This window comes from Bacteroides mediterraneensis, from assembly GCF_025993685.1.
Taxonomy (GTDB): domain Bacteria; phylum Bacteroidota; class Bacteroidia; order Bacteroidales; family Bacteroidaceae; genus Phocaeicola; species Phocaeicola mediterraneensis_A.
This window is the reverse complement of record NZ_DAJPEN010000001.1, coordinates 1,003,914-1,018,971: the sequence shown is the minus strand read 5'-3', so window position 1 is coordinate 1,018,971 and position 15,058 is coordinate 1,003,914. Positions and strand designations below refer to the sequence as shown.

The 15,058-nt window shown below is 46.3% G+C and carries 11 protein-coding genes; 1 reads left to right on the top strand and 10 read right to left on the bottom strand.

Annotated features, from left to right (window positions below; genetic code table 11):
• Positions 1-150: 150 nt before the first annotated feature.
• Complete coding sequence (locus OIM59_RS03990) at positions 151-2,829, top strand: valine--tRNA ligase (RefSeq protein WP_299172673.1); 2,679 nt, start codon at positions 151-153, stop codon at positions 2,827-2,829.
• Between the two features lie 95 nt (positions 2,830-2,924).
• On the opposite strand, the gene OIM59_RS03985 is transcribed toward OIM59_RS03990, so the two are convergent.
• From OIM59_RS03985 to OIM59_RS03940, 10 genes are all read right to left on the bottom strand, one after another.
• Positions 2,925-3,812, bottom strand: a complete 888-nt coding sequence (locus OIM59_RS03985; protein WP_299172670.1) for a hypothetical protein — start codon at positions 3,810-3,812, stop codon at positions 2,925-2,927.
• Between the two features lie 29 nt (positions 3,813-3,841).
• Positions 3,842-4,291: a DUF6108 family protein gene (locus OIM59_RS03980; protein WP_235816643.1), complete on the bottom strand. Its 450-nt coding sequence runs from the start codon at positions 4,289-4,291 to the stop codon at positions 3,842-3,844.
• Between the two features lie 23 nt (positions 4,292-4,314).
• Positions 4,315-4,785 carry a hypothetical protein gene (locus OIM59_RS03975; protein WP_299172665.1) on the bottom strand — a complete coding sequence of 157 codons (471 nt, stop codon included), beginning with the start codon at positions 4,783-4,785 and terminating at the stop codon, positions 4,315-4,317.
• A complete protein-coding gene (locus tag OIM59_RS03970) occupies positions 4,782-5,288 on the bottom strand; it encodes an RNA polymerase sigma factor (protein ID WP_299172663.1) in 507 nt (168 codons plus the stop codon). Before OIM59_RS03970 ends, OIM59_RS03975 begins: the two co-directional genes overlap by 4 nt.
• A gap of 753 nt (positions 5,289-6,041) precedes the next feature.
• Positions 6,042-7,040 carry an MBL fold metallo-hydrolase gene (locus OIM59_RS03965; protein WP_299172661.1) on the bottom strand — a complete coding sequence of 333 codons (999 nt, stop codon included), beginning with the start codon at positions 7,038-7,040 and terminating at the stop codon, positions 6,042-6,044.
• Positions 7,041-7,051: 11 nt separating this feature from the next.
• On the bottom strand, positions 7,052-7,501 hold the full coding sequence (locus tag OIM59_RS03960; RefSeq protein WP_299172658.1) for a hypothetical protein: 450 nt from the start codon (positions 7,499-7,501) through the stop codon (positions 7,052-7,054).
• A gap of 57 nt (positions 7,502-7,558) precedes the next feature.
• Positions 7,559-8,545, bottom strand: coding sequence for a DUF6340 family protein (locus OIM59_RS03955; protein WP_299172655.1), 987 nt, complete (start codon positions 8,543-8,545; stop codon positions 7,559-7,561).
• A gap of 145 nt (positions 8,546-8,690) precedes the next feature.
• On the bottom strand, positions 8,691-11,987 hold the full coding sequence (gene secA, locus OIM59_RS03950) for a preprotein translocase subunit SecA (protein WP_299172651.1): 3,297 nt from the start codon (positions 11,985-11,987) through the stop codon (positions 8,691-8,693).
• A gap of 97 nt (positions 11,988-12,084) precedes the next feature.
• Complete coding sequence (locus tag OIM59_RS03945; protein WP_299172648.1) at positions 12,085-13,668, bottom strand: alkaline phosphatase family protein; 1,584 nt, start codon at positions 13,666-13,668, stop codon at positions 12,085-12,087.
• Positions 13,665-14,876 (bottom strand): DUF4105 domain-containing protein, encoded by a 1,212-nt coding sequence (locus tag OIM59_RS03940; protein WP_299172645.1) that lies wholly within the window; start codon positions 14,874-14,876, stop codon positions 13,665-13,667. Before OIM59_RS03940 ends, OIM59_RS03945 begins: the two co-directional genes overlap by 4 nt.
• Positions 14,877-15,058: the final 182 nt, after the last annotated feature.

The following is a 15,058-nucleotide window of genomic DNA, read 5'->3' as shown; positions in this document are numbered from 1 at the left end:
TCCATTTTACCTTTTTACATGGCACATTCCGACTGTTCACGCACGATGAGAGATGAACTTTTCGGAAGAATCTCCCCTAAAATCCAAGGAGTTTTATTATTTTTGCACCCGATTATACGATAAACATACATAAAAAAGATTATTATAACCATGGAATTAGCAAGTAAGTACAATCCCGCTGACGTGGAGGGAAAATGGTACCAATACTGGTTGGACCACAAACTTTTCAGTTCTAAACCCGACGGACGTGAACCGTACACCGTCGTCATTCCTCCTCCTAACGTGACAGGAGTACTCCACATGGGACACATGCTGAACAATACCATCCAGGATATCCTTGTAAGACGTGCCCGCATGATGGGCAAGAATGCCTGCTGGGTACCGGGTACGGACCACGCCTCCATTGCTACGGAAGCAAAGGTGGTAAACCGTCTGGCACAACAGGGCATCAAAAAGACAGACCTTACCCGCGAAGAGTTCCTGAAACATGCATGGGATTGGACGGAAGAACACGGAGGTATCATCCTGAAACAGCTCCGCAAGCTGGGTGCATCGTGCGACTGGGACCGCACGGCCTTCACCATGGATGAAACCCGCAGCAAGAGTGTCATCAAGGTATTCGTGGACTTGTATAACAAAGGATTGATTTACCGCGGCGTACGTATGGTGAACTGGGACCCGAAAGCACTCACCGCCCTTTCTGACGAAGAGGTTATCTACAAAGAGGAACACAGCAAGCTGTACTACCTGCGTTATTATATTGCCAACGACGACATGAGCGGCGAGACAGGCGCTGAAGGCGAAGTGGTACACCGCGACGCACAAGGCCGCCGTTATGCCGTGGTCGCCACCACCCGTCCGGAAACCATCATGGGTGATACGGCCATGTGTATCAACCCGGAAGACCCGAAAAACCAGTGGCTGAAAGGCAAAAGAGTCATCGTGCCGCTGGTAGGACGTGAGATTCCGGTGATTGAAGACAGCTATGTAGACATTGAATTCGGTACCGGATGCTTGAAAGTGACTCCGGCACACGACGTGAACGACTACATGCTGGGAGAAAAATACAACCTGCCTTCCATCGACATCTTCAACGACAACGGTACACTGAGTGAAGCTGCCGGCCTGTATGTAGGCATGGACCGCTTCGACGTGCGTGCGCAGATTGAAAAAGACCTGGATGCTGCCGGACTGCTGGAAAAGGTGGAAGCCTATACCAATAAGGTAGGTTTCTCTGAACGTACCAACGTGGCCATCGAACCGAAACTGTCCATGCAGTGGTTCCTGAAGATGCAGCACTTTGCCGACATGGCTTTGCCGCCGGTAATGAACGACGAACTGAAGTTCTACCCTGCCAAATACAAGAACACTTACCGCAACTGGCTGGAAAACATCAAGGACTGGTGTATCAGCCGTCAGCTGTGGTGGGGACACCGTATCCCGGCCTACTACCTGCCGAAAGGCGGCTTCGTGGTAGCCGAAACACCGGAACAGGCACTGGAACTGGCCAAAGAAAAGACGGGCGATGCCAACCTGAAACTGGAAGACCTGCGTCAGGAAGATGACTGCCTCGACACTTGGTTCTCTTCCTGGCTGTGGCCGATTTCGTTGTTCGACGGCATCAACAACCCGGGCAACGAGGAAATCAAATACTACTACCCGACTTCCGACCTGGTAACAGGACCGGATATCATCTTCTTCTGGGTAGCCCGTATGATTATGGCCGGTTACGAATACATGGGCGACATGCCGTTCCGCAACGTATATTTCACCGGTATCGTGCGTGACAAGCTGGGCCGCAAGATGTCCAAATCACTCGGTAACTCTCCCGATCCCTTGGAACTGATTGACCAGTATGGTGCCGACGGAGTACGTATGGGAATGATGCTGGCAGCCCCTGCCGGAAACGACATCCTCTTCGACGAGGCCCTGTGCGAACAAGGACGTAACTTCAACAACAAGATATGGAACGCCTTCCGTCTGGTAAAAGGATGGCAGGTGGCCGACATCGAACAGCCGGAATATGCCCGCCTGGCTACCGAATGGTTCGACTCCATGCTGGCCAAGACTGCAGAAGAAGTGAACGACCTCTTCGGCAAGTACCGTCTGAGCGAGGCCCTGATGGCTGTATACAAACTGTTCTGGGACGAATTCTCCAGCTGGTACCTGGAAATGGTGAAACCGGCTTACGGACAGCCTATCGACAAGGTAACTTATGAAAAGACCCTGGCCTTCTTCGAAACCTTGCTGAAACTTCTGCATCCGTTCATGCCGTTCATCACGGAAGAATTGTGGCAGCACATTTACGACCGCCAGCCGGGCGAAAGCATCATGACGCAGACCCTCGTAAAAGACATGCCGTACGACGATGCACTGATTGCCCGCTTTGAGGCCGTGAAGGAAGTCATCAGCGGCATCCGTACCATCCGTTTGCAGAAGAACATCGCACAGAAAGAAGCTTTGACACTGGAAGTCATCGGAGAAAATCCGGTAGCCGCGTTCACTTCTATCATTGCCAAACTCTGCAACCTGTCGGAAATAAAGCAGGTAGCGAGCAAGGCAGACGGAGCAGCCGCCTTCATGGTGGGCACCACCGAATATGCCGTACCTCTGGGCAACCTGATTAACGTGGAAGAAGAGCTGAAGAAGCTGGAAGCTGACCTGAAATATCAGGAAGGATTCCTGCAGAGCGTATTGAAAAAGCTGAGCAACGAAAAGTTTGTCAGCAAGGCTCCGGCCAACGTCATCGAAATGGAACGTAAGAAACAGGCTGACGCCGAAACCAAGATTGCAGCCTTGAAAGAAAGCATTGCGGCATTGAAACGCTAACGCGCAGTTTCTATAAAACACACCCCGTCCTGAACAACCGTTACGCAACACAAACCTGGTAACGGTGGCTCAGGACGGGGTTTATTTTTACCGGTTCAGAACAAGACGATGCCTACGGACAACGCACTGAACTCAGGGCCGTAGGTAGAATCGAGCACTTTGCAAGGACTGTATTTCACATAAAAGCCTACGGTCTTATAACCGACGGCTGCCTGAAGGTCGACGGTCACCGGAGTCTGATGGATATTGCTGTCGGTCAGTTTATATTCATTTCCGTCCAACTTATACCGCGTTTTCAGGCTGGCATGCGTGTTGAAATTGACAATGGCTCCCAGACTGAAATTGAAATTACGCTTTGTTTTATGAGTCAGCATCACCGGAACAGCCCAGCTGAACACTTTGATACGCGAGAACTGAATATCGGCCCCTTTAGGATAGGGTCCCACCGTCATGTCTCTTCCCTCCTCTTTTATAAAACGCTGCTTGCCGGTCATCCGGTAATTACGCCAGCTGCAGGCCACTCCAATGGAAAAAGAAGTCTCCGTAGCCCACGGATAATACTCCCATCCTAAGGTAGGAGTGGTAATCTCCCACGACGACCCCATACTGACGTCCATGTTCTCGGGAGCGCCCTGTACACAGGAAAGTCCTATCTTCAGGTTTTTCACCACCAGCTGGTTCTGGTGATGCCTCCGTTCCGACGTCCGCTTTCTGAACGGAATCTGGAAATCCCAGTTGCCGCTGCGTTCCTTTGTCACCGACACGTCTGAGGAAGACATCTCCACCTCACGGACATAACGGAAATTCGGATTATCTTCCTTCCCCTCCACTTCTACTGTGAAACGACTGCCCGATTCGGTAATCTTCACCTGCTCAGGTTTCTGTATACACATCACATTTTCCACTTTCAGCGAATCTCCACCCTCGGCATATCCGCCCATTGCGGTCAGCAAAGTGACCACCAGCAAAATCATTTTTTTCATGTCTCTTATCGTATTTTGTTTATTTTCTCTTACTTGAACATCCGTTTCAACTCTTCCAGCGTGATTTTTCCTTCCATATATACCACGGTCACTTCCATCTTCTTACTGCTGCCAGGAGCTACCGCAGCATTCCGATAAAACAGATAGCGGTAATTATCGTCCTGTGCCGGAAAGCAGTAGAAACCGTAATACAGTCTATTCCCGACCTTGCCCACTTCCTTGTCGACTGCGGTTTGGGCATCCAGCCCTACCAGTGCCTCTATCTCTTCCGCCACAGCCGGTTCATCGGTTATCGTCAGGCTGCGGAAAAGTGTAAGATGATATTTTTTCAATTCCCTTCCTTTGATAAGGACTTCCACGGCCTGTTTATCATGCTTGAAGCGGCTCCCAAACAAGTCTTCCACATGCATCCCCTTCTGTGCACACACGGGCAGCACAGCCAGCAGACACATCCATAACATAATCCATCGTCTTATCATATCGTCTTCTCCTATTATTCAATTTATTTTTTGTCAACTGATTCCGTTCCACCTTCCTCCAGTGTCTGGAATATATCCGACAACTGACTCTGGACTGTTTCTTCGGAGGAGCGGTGACTCACCTTTTCGATTGATTTCAGCGCTTCGGAAAGCACCACTTCCTTGTCGGTACAGCGCTGTCCGTTGATGTAAGCCACACATACATTTGCACTTTCCGTCAGCCGCCAGGCAGTGGTCAGTACGATGAGACCTGCCACTGCTGCCGCCGCATAATACCGCAACCGCATGCCTCGTGTGCGCCGTCTGCCGTATAGGACACGTCCGGTAGCGGCATACCCCATCACGGCACGAAGTTCATCGAATTCCTTGCCTTGCGCGGCAGGAGTAGCCAGAAAGCGTACCAGCGCTTCCTCCTCGGCCTCAGTTGTTTCAGCCTCGAAATAACGTCTGGCCAGTTCTTTCCATTGTGGGATAGTACGTTCGTATTTTTTCATCGTTCCATCTGTTTTAAATAACATTCTCTGATTTCCTTTCTCGCCCTCGACAGTTGCATACGTACTGCCGGTTCTTGCATACCCAGTATATCGGCTATTTCATTGTATTTTCTCCCTTCATACTCTTTCATCCGCAAAATCTGTTGCTGAAGCGGTGTCAGCCTCTGTGCAATGATACGCTCCACTGCACGGAAACGTTCTTCTTTCTCCAGAATCTCGTCAGCCGAATCGGTAACAGATTCGTCCCGGTGTTCGTCCAGTTCCACCGTAGGCAGATGCTCCTTTTTACGCAGGACATCAATGCACAGGTTCTTCACCGTAGCAACCGTAAGAGCTTCTGCCTCTTCGCGCGAGTCAATCCGGTCTGCATGTTTCCACAAGCGGAAGAAAGCCTCCTGCAATGCGTCATCGGCATCCTCTCTATTGGGAAGAAAACGCATTGCCAACCTGAGAAAATTCTTTCTCAAATCAGTGAAGGTCGATGTCAGTGTCTCTTTGCTCATGCTTCTTAAATCGGTCGTACAAGTTGTTTTCAAAAAGGTAAACGTAAAGCTATACCTTTTGTAACAAAAGAAACACAAAATCTTATCATTTATTTTCAGGACAAGTGAAACCTGACACATCCTCCATCGGGCCATATCCCTCGTCAGACTGCCATTTTCATTACCCCCACACAAAAAACGCAATTCTGTCAGCCGATACTGACAGGCAAAAACGACAATTTGTCAGCAGCACTCAGCTTGGTTGATTTACATCAATAAAACATGAGGAAAATAAAAATATATGCTATAAAACATATTTTCTAGAAAAAAGGCATTACCTTTGCAGTGTAATAAAACGAACGAAGGGCCCGAAAGGGTACCGGAGGGAAAGGATAAAAAGATTAAGGATAACAAAAACAAACCATAAAGCTTCGAAAGGTCCTCTGCGAAGAGCACCCGGAAAAACTAAACTAGAGATTAAATATAATAGGTACTAACTTAAAAGCAAATGAAAGGATAACAGTTATGAAAAAGGTAACAAAGATTCTTCACAAAATTGCAAATGCAGATCCGATGATCTGGGGGTACGTCATGTTGAGCGAAAACACTCACACGAAGTAACCCGCTGCCGATGACCGGCGGATTTATGTATGACTTGAACAAAACAGACTCATATAGAAAGTCCGGAAATCAGTTTTCTGAATCATTCAGAAAAGTTGGTTTCCGGACTTTTTTTATGATCTCTTCTTTCTATCGTTTTCTTCAGGATTTTCTTCAGCGAAGAGGTTGCAGCTTCACGACCTCTCCCAGTTCGGGAATGATGACAGGCATCCCCCGCTTTCTGGCTTCTGCCGCAAACACATGAGGCGGATCGAACAACGGTTCATCTGAGAGGTCGAACGTGCCATAGTGCATGGGAATCGTGACCCGTGCATGCATGTCTGCCGAGGCCGTCAAGGCATCATACGGAGAAATATGGTTCGGCTTCATAAACCAGCGAGGTTTATAAGCCCCTATTCCAATCATGCAATAGTCGATATGCGGAAAGAACCGTGCTATTTCTTCAAAATGACGGGCATATCCGGTATCCCCGCTATTATAGATGGTAATGCCGCCTCCCTGAATCATAAAGGATCCCCACAGGCGCTCTCCCCCATCGCTCACTCCCCGCTTGCTCCAATGCTGGGCGGGCAGAAACGTGAGGCACAAGTCGCCATCGGTATATTGTTCATACCAGGCAGCCTCTATCACCTCCAACTCCGGGAACCAACTCTTTATGAGTGCCCCCGTATTCAGTCCGCAGAATAATTTGATTTGGGGATTGTCGGCCACCAGACGGGCTACGCTGGGCTTGTCCAGATGGTCGAAATGGTCATGACTAATCAACAGGTAATCAATCTCACGAAAAATAGAAGGGTCTGCCGGAAACTGACTACGACGCCTGACAAACGGAATGTTCCCATATACAGGGTCAATCATCAGGCGTTTTCCGCCCAGCTGCAGGAAGAAGGAGTTATGCCCCAGCCAGATTAAAGAATTCCCCACCACTTTATCCAAAGAAGTGAGATAATGGACTTTTGGATTCCATTTGATGGTCCGCTTTTCCTTCCGCTGGGGATTGGGAGAGAAACGCCATTTCAACACACTCCCCATACCGGGTTTCCAACGATGCTGGCGATTGAAAAATTTCCCATTGACTGTCGGATTCCCTCTCCACTGGGGATGTATGCTCCGCAACCCCTCGTTACGGCGGAATGTGATTCGCTCTCCCATTGTATCGGACTTTAACGCTCCAGCAAGTCTTTCAGAAAGGCATCGAGTTCTTCATCGAGCCCCTTCAACAACTCGCCACTCAACAACAAGGTATCTTCCTCGTCCACAATCAGAAGTTCTGCCACAGTCTCCTTTTCATCGTCCACCAGCACAAATGAATAAGGTTTCATCAGGCAGAGTTTATCCAGTCGCCCCGTCTCCTTTAAAGCTTCTATCTCCTTGCGAAGAATCGGTTCCACTACGGTATAAAAGTCATCGCTTTCATAATCCACCCATTCACTGATAATCGCACGGGACAATTCATGGTCATCATCATCGTAAATAACCAATTCCCCGCTGTCCGAATTCGGTTGCAGATGAATATCTGTCACAACAGAATCTTCTCCTCCCGTGACATACCGGCAAAGGGCTTCCTGCAAAGCAGAAGCAATTGCAGCACGTGACTGTTCACTTAATTCCATAGGCTATATTTTTATATGTACTCAAATGTACAAAAAAAATGAATCAGACAAGAAATATTAGTTGAAATTGTTGCCAAAACGCCGCATTTGCAGGTTTAATTTCAGAAAATCTTTCGTGCGGTCCTGTAAAATGGCAGCATAGAAGGTAGCAGCGCGCTCTTCCTCAGATCCTGGAGAAGCGCTTTTCCGGGCCTTCTCAATCCACGAATTGGCGTCTTCCATCTGCCCCTGTACCTCGCAGGCCAAAGCCATATTAAAGGCAGCACGCGATTTCATTTTTCCTTTCTTCAGCGAATTATACAGATTTGTCCAAATCCGGCCGGCCTCCTGCCAGTCACCTTCACGCAAAGATACAGCCGCATCACGCATGTCCGGGTTTCCTCCGTCGAAGTAAATCCTGTCGGCATTTCCCCAATGAGGCACCAGCTGGTTGACCAGCGTGTAGGCCGCGTGATTGGAAGCTTCATTCACCACATTATAATCCGACAATGCAGGTGTAAAATCCCACAACAAGCTATCCACCTTGGCCAGTGTCATTACCGGCATCAGACGTGAAGGCACATACGCACGCACTACAGGACGGATTTTCAAATCGAAAGCGGCCAAGGGAACAAACCCTGGATAATAAATTTCTTTCTTAGCAGTCAGCAACTGTATCTGATCTACCGAAAGAATCATGTCGGCCCCTAACACTTGAGTCAAACTGTCTACCACTGCCTGAGGAATCAGTTCTCCTCCGGTTCTTTCCTGCGTAAGTACAGAGTCGGAAATAATCACCTGATTAAAATACCGGCTGTCGGCCAATCCTCCTGCCAAGGTTTCTGCCAGCACTTTTCCATCTCCCTCAAGTTTTCCCAAAGTAAGCAAATTCTTTTTAGGCGAAGGAATGGAAGGAGCATGATTCACTACCGCTATGGTACGCACCTGTTCCGGGAAAGTGACTTCAGCCGGGTGAAGCTGGTCAAAAGTAAATGTCTGCAAGCCTCCACACGAAACAAGCATCGTTGCTGCCAGAATAATTCCGGCCCACATATATTTCTTCATAATCTGCGACTTTTTTTGTTTGGAAACAAAAGTAATAAATAAAAAAGACACGGATTCCATCGTTTTCACAGATTATTCTAAATTAAGAAATAAAAATCTGAAAACGACGGAATCCGTGTCTATCTGAATGAATCTAAATGCTCAATCAGGCATTCTTTCCATGGCAATTCTTGTACTTCAATCCGCTGCCACAAGGACATGGATCGTTACGTCCTACCGTTTTTTCAGCCCGATAGGGTTCCTGCTTCTGTTCACGGGTATCACGTCCCGCAGCTTCGCTCTGAGCCGGATCATTCAAATCCTGCTTTTCTTCACGATACTGCTGACGAGGAGCCTGAGGTTCTGGAGCAGCCTCACGCACTTGCTCCGGCTCCTGTACCGGAATCTGTCCACGCATCAATACGGAGATTGTATTGTTGTTGATTTTGTTGACCATGTTATCGAACAAGTTGACAGACTCGAGTTTGAAAATCAACAGCGGGTCTTTCTGTTCGTAGCTTGCATTCTGTACGGAATGTTTCAATTCGTCCAGTTCACGCAAGTTTTCTTTCCAGGCATCATCGATGGTATGCAACAGGATAGCTTTTTCAAAAGCCTTCACAATTTCCTTGGACTCGCTTTCGTAAGCAGCCTTCAGATTCACAGAGATGTTATACATCCGCTTGCCATCGGTAATCGGAATCATGATGTTTTCGTACATGTGACCCTGTGCCTCATATACCTGCTTAATCACCGGATTGGCAATCTGAGCCATACGTTCAGTCTTCCGTTTGAAAAGTGCCATCGCTTCCTGGAATGTCTGTTCGGCCAGGTCGTCTTTCTTCTTCGTGCGGAAATCCTCTTCCGAGAATGGAGTTTCCATCGCCAGTACCTGAAGAATCTCCATCTTGGCATCTTCATAAGCAGGCTGCTGTACGGCATTGTAACAACGGTCCCAAATCATATCGACAATATCCATACCGATACGTTCTCCCATCAGCGCATGGCGACGTTTCGTATAAACCACTGTACGCTGTTTGTTCATCACGTCATCGTATTCCAGCAGACGCTTACGGATACCGAAGTTGTTTTCTTCCACCTTCTTCTGGGCACGTTCGATAGAATTGGAAATCATCTTATGCTCAATCATTTCTCCTTCCTTAAAGCCCAGCTTGTCCATAACAGTTGCAATACGGTCGGAAGAGAACAAACGCATCAAATCATCTTCCAATGAAACAAAGAAAACTGAAGAACCCGGGTCTCCCTGACGTCCGGCACGACCACGCAACTGACGGTCTACACGACGGGATTCGTGACGCTCCGTACCAATGATGGCCAAACCACCTGCGGCTTTCACTTCCGGACTCAGCTTGATATCGGTACCACGACCGGCCATATTGGTCGCAATGGTTACCGTAGAACTCTGACCGGCCTTTGCCACAATTTCAGCCTCCTTCTGGTGCAACTTCGCATTCAACACATTATGCTCAATCTTACGCATGGTAAGCATCTTACTCAACATTTCAGAAATTTCCACAGATGTTGTACCCACCAGTACCGGACGGCCTGCCTGTACCATCTTTTCAATTTCTTCAATAACCGCCTTGTACTTCTCACGTTTCGTTTTGTACACACGGTCGTTCATATCGATACGGGCAATCGGACGATTTGTCGGAATTACCACCACATCCAGTTTATAAATGTCCCAGAACTCTCCTGCTTCCGTTTCAGCTGTACCGGTCATACCTGACAGTTTGTGATACATACGGAAATAATTCTGCAAAGTAATTGTAGCAAAAGTCTGAGTGGCAGCTTCCACTTTCACTCCTTCCTTCGCTTCTACTGCCTGATGCAGACCGTCACTCCAGCGACGACCTTCCATGATACGTCCGGTCTGTTCGTCCACAATCTTCACCTGACCGTCCATTACCACATAATCGGTATCCTTTTCGAACATCGTGTAAGCCTTCAGCAACTGATTGATGGTATGCACACGTTCTGCCTTGATGGCATAATTGGTCATCAACTCATCTTTCTTAGCCAGTCTTTCTTCATCGGAAAGTCCTTTCTGGTTCTCCAGTTCCGACAACTGGGCAGCAATATCCGGCAATACGAACAAGGTCGGGTCTTGCGAGTTACCTGTAATCAAGTCTACGCCCTTATCGGTCAAATCCACACTTTTCAGTTTTTCATCAATCACGAAATACAACGGTTCTACCGCTTCAGGCATACGCTTGTTGTTCTGCTCCATGTAGATTTCTTCCGTCTTCAGCATACCAGCCTTGATACCCGGTTCACTCAAGAACTTAATCAACGGCTTGTTTTTCGGCAATGCCTTATGACTACGGAACAAGGCCAAGAAACCAGCTTCCTGATCTTCCTTCTTATCGGAAGCAATCAAACGCTTTGCATCGGCCAGATACTGGGTTGCCAACTTACGCTGAGCTTCTACCAAGCGTTCTACCAACGGACGAAGCACTTCGAACAACTGCTGGTCGCCTTTGGGCACCGGACCTGAAATAATCAACGGGGTACGGGCATCATCAATCAATACAGAGTCGACCTCATCGACAATGGCATAATTATGTTTGCGCTGCACCAAATCTTTTGGAGAAACCGCCATATTATCACGCAGATAATCGAAACCAAATTCATTGTTGGTACCAAAAGTGATATCGGCCATATAAGCACGACGACGAGCTTCAGAGTTCGGCTGATGTTTATCAATACAGTCTACGCTCAATCCATGGAACATATACAACGGACCCATCCACTCAGAGTCACGCTTAGCCAGGTAATCGTTGACTGTCACTACATGTACACCATTACCAGTCAGTGCATTCAAGAACACCGGAAGAGTCGCTACCAAGGTTTTACCTTCACCCGTAGCCATTTCTGCAATCTTACCCTGATGCAAAACCACGCCACCAAACAGCTGTACATCGTAATGAATCATGTTCCAGGTCATTTCATTACCACCAGCCTTCCAATGGTTTTTCCAGATAGCCTTATCTCCTTCAATGCGGACAAAGTCACGTCCCTGAGCTGCCAGTTCACGGTCAAAATCCGTAGCCGTCACTTCCAGTTCCTCATTCTCGGCCAAACGGCGGGCTGTATCTTTTACAATTGCAAAAGCTGTAGGAAGTACCTCATTCAGTGCTTTTTCATATTTCTCCAGCACTTCCTTCTCCAACTTATCAATCTGAGAAAAGATGGCTTCACGCTTTTCCAATTCAGTAGATTCAATCGTAGCCTTCAGTTCCTCTATTTTCTTGTTTTCCTCTACTGCAGAATCCTTGATATATTTCTTCAGTTCTTCTGTTTTTGCACGAAGTTCATCATTCGTCAGCTTGGAGATTTCCGGATAAACGGCCTTTACTTTTTCCACCCATGGCTGGATTTCTTTCATGTCACGAGTTGCCTTATTCCCGAACAGCTTGCTTATAAATTCATTAAATCCCATTATATATTTCTTTTTTATTATTTACTAATTAATTATTTTATCTCACCGGTGCAAAGATAACCAAATTGTAAATTATCTTCCCGTTCTATTACAACATTTATTTACGAATATTCAGCATTGGAGCTTCGGAACAGGCATTAGGAGCCCGTATGCGCATGAAATGAGCTAAGGTTGGAACAATTGAAGTAATTTTTACCGGCGAATACAATTTTTCAGGCTTTACGTCAAACCCCATCAAGACAAGGGGAGCCGTAGCATAAGCGGCCCGCATCACTTCCACTTTTTTGGAGTACTCATTTACCACAGACCATCCCGGCATCACTTCTACATAAATATCTCCTGAACAATTCGGATTATAGGTGTTACGAATCTTATCGATTTTCGGTGTCCAAGCCCCTAACAAAAGACGCTGTGCAGAATAGGCATTCTGAACCCCGCTCATCTGCACCACAAACTCTGCAGAACGGGACATCACCTCTACCAGGTTCAGTTTTCGTTCTTCTATCAGTTTATGATTCAGATAAATCTGGCGGTCATAATAAGTCTCCACGTATTGCCCTTGACCATAAATAGCCATCAGATACATATTCAACAGGGCCGCACAACGCTTGATATGGAATTCTCCTCCTGGAATCTTATATTGTTCAGGATCCACCGGATCCGGATCAGTGTACCCGGTAGACGTGATAAAAAACAATGTATTACGCAGCCCTACCTTACGGTCAATCAAATCCAACAAATCCCCCAGACTATTGTCCAGACGGACGTACATATCCTGGATTTCCATGGCATATTGCGTGGAAGGCTTGTGGTCATAATTGCCGGCATAATAAGACAATGTCAACAAGTCAGGAGCCGCATCTTGCCCTATCTGAGTACTATTCAAGCAAACATTAACCAAACGGTTCACTTCATCGTTCACATAAGGACTCGTTTTGAACTTCTTATACTTATCCAAACGTTCGTCTGAAAAGTTATGCTTAAAACTCAACTGCTTGGTTTCCGTGGTAATGTACTGGTAGGAAGTAACCGGAAGATAAGGAAGCCATTCCAGATTATTGATGCGGAAATCAAGTCCTTCCTTATCATTATAATTGCTAACCCATACCGGACAATCTCCATAATAAGTCGTTCCAGACCATTTCCCCGTTTCATCATTTAACCAGAATGCTCCATCTGCCGCATGCCCAGCCGCCAAGACAGCCATTTCACGTGTAGGTGCAATAGAATAAACTTCAGCCCGGCCCTGAGTAGCCACTTTCAATTCATCCGAGAGTGTAGAACAGCGCAACAGCTTAGCCGATGAACTTTCTGAAGTATAAACTCCCATGAAATTCTGGTCATCAACCGATTTTATAATTCGAAGGGAGTTACGGTCCATCCACCGATTAGCAGGAATTCCATTATAATAAGGAGTTGTCCCTGTATAAATAGAGGCCGTAGCAGAGGAACGGTCCACATTGATAAAATCATATTCCGCATTTGTATAAATCCGCCCTTCTTTTAAAAGGCGCTTAAATCCTCTTTCTCCATACAATGCTGAAAAGGCCTCGATATAATCTGCACGTAACTGATCAATCGTCAATCCCACCACTAACCTAGGAACCGGTGTGGGAGATTGAGACTGAATGCCAGTGATGACAAATACCGTCAATAAAGATGTCAGTATGCGTTCTTTCATTGTCTTTTATTCAAAACTAATACATGGCTTGCAGCATTTACCAGCAAACCGAGTGCCAAAGGTAATACTGTTAAATTAAATTTTTGCGGTAAAAACAGGAATAACAGCATAAAAAGTGTTAAATACACAAGATTAATCAAATGATACAAGTCCTTTTTACGTTTTATATCTCGATAAACCATGAAAGGAAGATAAAACAAAGGTATCGGATTAAACAAAATCAGAAGCCAGTTCGAGCCTACCGTCGGATGAGAGGATACAAAAAACAAGAAAGCGATGATACATCCCGCAATTCCTTGCGCAGCATATAACACGACATCCCAACCCCAGAATATACACTTTTTCCTCCACTGCCAGAAAGCAACCAGCACGTTTAAGAACAAAAACAATGCACCTGCCCCCATCGGTGTCAAGGCAAAAGGCGGTTCGATTTCCGGCGACACATCCACTATTTTTTCTTCACGCAAAATGAACGGACGAGTATTTCCGTCCTTATCCTGAATATAAGCTCCATCCGCAAAGTAGCGCATATAAAAAGGTGCAAACATCTGCTTTCTGGCATCAATCGCTTTATCAGCCTCCGCCCCCAGGCACAGGTCGATTCCTAATTCATCCCATGGAGAATTTACCGTAAATTCATGTACAATTCCACGGAACGTCTTCGTCCAACTCACAGAAGGATATACCACCTTTCCCTGAATGCTCTTTTCTATCTGATCGCGCGCACGAGTCGTACAATTATCATAAAAATAATTATAACGATAGATTCTATTTTCCGGAAGATAATTATCCCGAAGCAACCGCAACAGCGTTTGTTTTTCCAAAGGAGTCAGATTCAAGACCTGCTGATAGACTGAAGAACCTCGCAAAGCATATTCCGCTTCAAAATAAGGAAAAGGCGTAATACCTAGCTGATAATCCGTCTCTCCTTTCACAAAGCGATAGATGAAATTAGGAGTATTAAAACTGAACATACCATAATTGAAAACCCAATCTACCCCTTGAGAGAAATTCTGATAACGAATAGCGGTATGCCCAAAAAGTGCATAAATTTCATTACCCGGCGCACAAGTCAATAAACTAAGCTGAATGCTATCATTTTGTGAAAACTTCATTATCCCTGTTCGGACATCACTATATGCCCTTATAGGAGAAGCCAATTGAAACAGCCCTATCAGCCATAATAGAAATACAAACTTCCGTTTCATAATTAAATATACTCTCAATCAGTCAGCAGGAACTCCTGCCAGAACCTGAATAATTTTCATAATATCCTTTTTCGCATGCAAAAATACATGGATTCTTGCATAACGGCGAAATAAATAATCAGTTTTATTGATGTTCATATCTAAATTTTATCTTACTTTGCAAGCAAAACAAAGCAGACAAA

Coding starts and splice junctions, on each gene's coding strand:
- OIM59_RS03965 (WP_299172661.1), bottom strand. CDS start 7,040: ATGGGAGAGCGAATCACATTCCGCCGTAACGAGGGGTTGCGGAGCATA.
- OIM59_RS03985 (WP_299172670.1), bottom strand. CDS start 3,812: ATGAAAAAAATGATTTTGCTGGTGGTCACTTTGCTGACCGCAATGGGC.
- OIM59_RS03945 (WP_299172648.1), bottom strand. CDS start 13,668: ATGAAAGAACGCATACTGACATCTTTATTGACGGTATTTGTCATCACT.
- OIM59_RS03955 (WP_299172655.1), bottom strand. CDS start 8,545: ATGAAGAAATATATGTGGGCCGGAATTATTCTGGCAGCAACGATGCTT.
- OIM59_RS03990 (WP_299172673.1), top strand. CDS start 151: ATGGAATTAGCAAGTAAGTACAATCCCGCTGACGTGGAGGGAAAATGG.
- OIM59_RS03960 (WP_299172658.1), bottom strand. CDS start 7,501: ATGGAATTAAGTGAACAGTCACGTGCTGCAATTGCTTCTGCTTTGCAG.
- secA (WP_299172651.1), bottom strand. CDS start 11,987: ATGGGATTTAATGAATTTATAAGCAAGCTGTTCGGGAATAAGGCAACT.
- OIM59_RS03970 (WP_299172663.1), bottom strand. CDS start 5,288: ATGAGCAAAGAGACACTGACATCGACCTTCACTGATTTGAGAAAGAAT.
- OIM59_RS03975 (WP_299172665.1), bottom strand. CDS start 4,785: ATGAAAAAATACGAACGTACTATCCCACAATGGAAAGAACTGGCCAGA.
- OIM59_RS03940 (WP_299172645.1), bottom strand. CDS start 14,876: ATGAAACGGAAGTTTGTATTTCTATTATGGCTGATAGGGCTGTTTCAA.
- OIM59_RS03980 (WP_235816643.1), bottom strand. CDS start 4,291: ATGATAAGACGATGGATTATGTTATGGATGTGTCTGCTGGCTGTGCTG.